The sequence below is a fragment of the Mesorhizobium sp. M4A.F.Ca.ET.050.02.1.1 genome (genome assembly GCF_003997725.1).
Lineage (GTDB): Bacteria > Pseudomonadota > Alphaproteobacteria > Rhizobiales > Rhizobiaceae > Mesorhizobium.
This window is the reverse complement of the sequence record NZ_RZSG01000730.1, coordinates 1-3,013: the sequence shown is the minus strand read 5'-3', so window position 1 is coordinate 3,013 and position 3,013 is coordinate 1. Positions and strand designations below refer to the sequence as shown.

Annotated in this window: 5 protein-coding genes; all 5 read left to right on the top strand. The window is 65.2% G+C overall.

Annotated elements, in window-relative coordinates; all coding sequences use genetic code 11:
• Nucleotides 1-664 (top strand): flagellar basal body rod C-terminal domain-containing protein (locus tag EOA33_RS30180; protein ID WP_281033575.1); only part of this gene is annotated, 664 nt, incomplete at its 5' end.
• A 3-nt stretch (nucleotides 665-667) separates the two neighbouring features.
• Complete coding sequence (locus EOA33_RS30175; RefSeq protein WP_127407307.1) at nucleotides 668-1,717, top strand: flagellar hook-associated family protein; 1,050 nt, start codon at nucleotides 668-670, stop codon at nucleotides 1,715-1,717.
• A 31-nt stretch (nucleotides 1,718-1,748) separates the two neighbouring features.
• A complete protein-coding gene (flaF, locus tag EOA33_RS30170) occupies nucleotides 1,749-2,096 on the top strand; it encodes a flagellar biosynthesis regulator FlaF (protein WP_126058470.1) in 348 nt (115 codons plus the stop codon).
• Complete coding sequence (gene flbT / locus EOA33_RS30165; protein WP_126058469.1) at nucleotides 2,093-2,536, top strand: flagellar biosynthesis repressor FlbT; 444 nt, start codon at nucleotides 2,093-2,095, stop codon at nucleotides 2,534-2,536. Before flaF ends, flbT begins: the two co-directional genes overlap by 4 nt.
• A complete protein-coding gene (gene flgD / locus EOA33_RS30160; protein WP_127407306.1) occupies nucleotides 2,536-2,943 on the top strand; it encodes a flagellar hook assembly protein FlgD in 408 nt (135 codons plus the stop codon). The genes flbT and flgD overlap by 1 nt, the downstream gene beginning before the upstream one ends.
• Nucleotides 2,944-3,013: the final 70 nt, after the last annotated feature.

Genomic DNA, 3,013 nt, shown 5'->3' with positions numbered 1-3,013 from the left:
GCCGCTCGCGGCCGGCAGCGGCGGCAATCCCAGCGCCGTCGGCAAGCTCGCCGGCCTGATCACCTTGCGCGACGGCGTCGCCGCCACCATGCAGAGCCAGCTCGACGAGACCGCCCGCGGGCTCATCACCGCCTTTGCCGAGACCTCCTCGTCGCAGCCCGATGCCGCCGGCCTGTTCACTTGGTCCGGCGCGCCCGGCATTCCCGCCGCCGGCACGCTGGTCGACGGCCTTGCCGGCTCGATCAGCGTCAACGCCGCCATGACCCCGGCGCTGCTGCGCGACGGCGGCGCCAATGGCGCTGCCTATGTCCTCAACACTTCCGGCTCGTCCTACGCCAACCTCCTGATCGCCTATGGCGACCGGCTCGACCAGCCGATGGCTTTCGATGCCGCCGCCGGTATCACGGCGACATCCAGCGTCGCCGACTACGCCGCCAACTCGATCGGCTGGTTCGAAGGCGTGCGCCAGCAGGCCTCGACAACCGCCGACGCCAAGGAGGCGCTGGCGACGCGCACGGCCGAGGCGCTGTCCAACGACACCGGCGTCAATGTCGATCAGGAAATGTCGCTGCTGCTCGACCTCGAACACACCTACCAGGCCTCCGCCCGCATGATGAAGACCGTCGACGACATGCTGGACGCCCTGATGAATGCCGTGGGATAATCGATGAAAGCGACAGCCGTCTCCTCAGCCGCAATATCCAACGCCATGCGCTACCAGCAGATGCGCATGCAGTCCGATCTGGTCAAGGCGACGAAGGAGTCAACGACCGGCAAGGTCGCCGATGTCGGCCTGGCGCTCGGCGGGCGCACGACCCAGGCCGTGACCTTCCAGCGCGATCTCGACCGGCTGAACGGCATCATCGATTCCAACGCACTGGTCGCCGCCCGGCTGACGTCGACGCAGGATGCGCTCGGCCAGCTCTCCGACGTCGCGCAGAACTTTCTTTCGGCCTTGACCAGCGCCGTGTCCGGCGATTCCTCGACCAGCATCACCCAGCAGGCCGGCGCGTCGGCGCTGCAGCAGATGACCGGCATCCTCAACACCAGCGTGAATGGCGAGTATCTGTTCGCCGGCACCAACACCGACGTCAAGCCGGTCGACGATTTCACCGCCGCCGGCTCGCCCGCCAAGGCCGCTTTCGACGCCTCCTTCGTCGCCTATTTCGGGTTCACCCAGAGCGACCCGGCCGCGGCCAACATCACTGCCGCCCAGATGGACGACTTCATCACCAGCAGCGTCGAGCCGCAATTCCTCGGCTCGGGCTGGCAAGGCACCTGGTCGAACGCCACCGACGAGCAGATCACCAGCCGCATCGCGCTGAACGAAACCACGCAGACCTCGGTCAGCGCCAATGAGGACGGCATCCGCAAGCTCGCCATGGCGGCGGCGATGGTCGCCAACCTGTTCTCCGGCAACATCAGCGATGCCGCCAAGAACACCGTCGTCAGCCGCGCCCAGACATTGGTCGGCGAGGCCATCGGCGGCATCGTCCAGTTGCGCTCGGAGGTCGGCCTAACCCAGAAACGTGTCTCCGACGCCAGCGACCGCATGAAGACCCAGGTCGACCTGTTCGAGAAGCACATCATCGATCTCGAGGGAGTCGATCCCGCCGAGGCCGCGACCCGCGTCGCCGACCTGACGCAGCATATCGAGACCTCATTCGCGTTGACCGCGCGCCTGCAGCAGCTCAGCCTGCTGAATTACCTGACCTGAAAACTTCCACCGGAACGGCAGAGCCCCGACGATGTATCAATTCTCCTACGCCGACATCCAGACCGACTCCGTCACCGACGCCAAGGACCGCGAGCGGGAATTGCTCACCCGCTCGATCGACATGCTGTCGGCCGCGGCCGCGGTCGGCCAGGATTCCATGGAAGCGATCGAGGCGCTGCACTTCACCAACCGCATCTGGACCACCTTCGTCGAGGATCTCGGCTCCAGCGACAACGCCCTGCCCAAGGAGCTGCGCGCCAACCTGATCTCGATCGGCCTGTGGCTGCTGCGCGAGGCCGAGGACATCCGCCAGGGCCGCACCAACAATTTCGAGGGCCTGATCGAGGTGTCCCAGATCATCCGGGACGGCATCCAATGACCAACACGCTGAAGATATCGCTGAAGCCGAACGAGAAGATCTACATCAACGGCGCCGTCATCCGCGTCGACCGCAAGGTCACGATCGAGCTGATGAACGACGTGCAGTTCCTGCTCGAAAGCCACGTCATCCAGGCCGACCAGGCGTCGACTCCGCTCAGGCAGCTCTACTTCATCCTGCAGGTCATGCTGATGAACCCGTCGGGCGCGTCTGAGGCGCGTGACATGTTCCGACGCTCGCTGCCCATGCTGCTGGCGAGCTTCGAGGACGCCGAAATCTGCAGTGCGCTGAAGCAGATCGACCGCATGGTCGGCGAGGACCATATCTATGAGGCGTTGAAGGCGATCCGCGCGCTCTATCCGCTCGAACGCCGCGCGCTTGGCGGCAACGACGATGTTCCGGGCGCGCCGCGCCCAATGGCTGTGGGAGCTCGATACTGATGAACGTGGACATGACGACCACCATACCGACCGGTGCCAATTCGACCACCACGTCGACCTCCAAGACCGCCGTCGACTACCAGTCGTTCCTGAAGCTCCTCATCGCCGAGATGAAGAACCAGGATCCGACCAAGCCGATGGACTCGACGCAGTATGTCGCCCAGCTCGCCACCTTCTCGCAGGTCGAGCAATCGGTGCAGACCAACAGCAAACTCGACCAGATCATGCAGTCCTCGGCCCTGTCGCAGGCCGATGCGCTGATCGGCCGTTCGATCACTTCCGCTGATGGCAAGACGTCGGGCACGGTGGCCTCCGTGCGCCTGGCCAGCAGCGGTCTCATCGCGGTGCTGCAGAACGGCACGGAAGTCGCTGTCGGCCCCGGCGTCACGATCAAGCCGGCCAGCTAGGCGACCGGCTTGGGTTACAACGCATGAACGAGGCCGACGCGCTCGATATCGTCCAGTACGCGGTGTGGAC

Coding starts and splice junctions, on each gene's coding strand:
- flbT (WP_126058469.1), top strand. CDS start 2,093: ATGACCAACACGCTGAAGATATCGCTGAAGCCGAACGAGAAGATCTAC.
- flaF (WP_126058470.1), top strand. CDS start 1,749: ATGTATCAATTCTCCTACGCCGACATCCAGACCGACTCCGTCACCGAC.
- flgD (WP_127407306.1), top strand. CDS start 2,536: ATGAACGTGGACATGACGACCACCATACCGACCGGTGCCAATTCGACC.
- EOA33_RS30175 (WP_127407307.1), top strand. CDS start 668: ATGAAAGCGACAGCCGTCTCCTCAGCCGCAATATCCAACGCCATGCGC.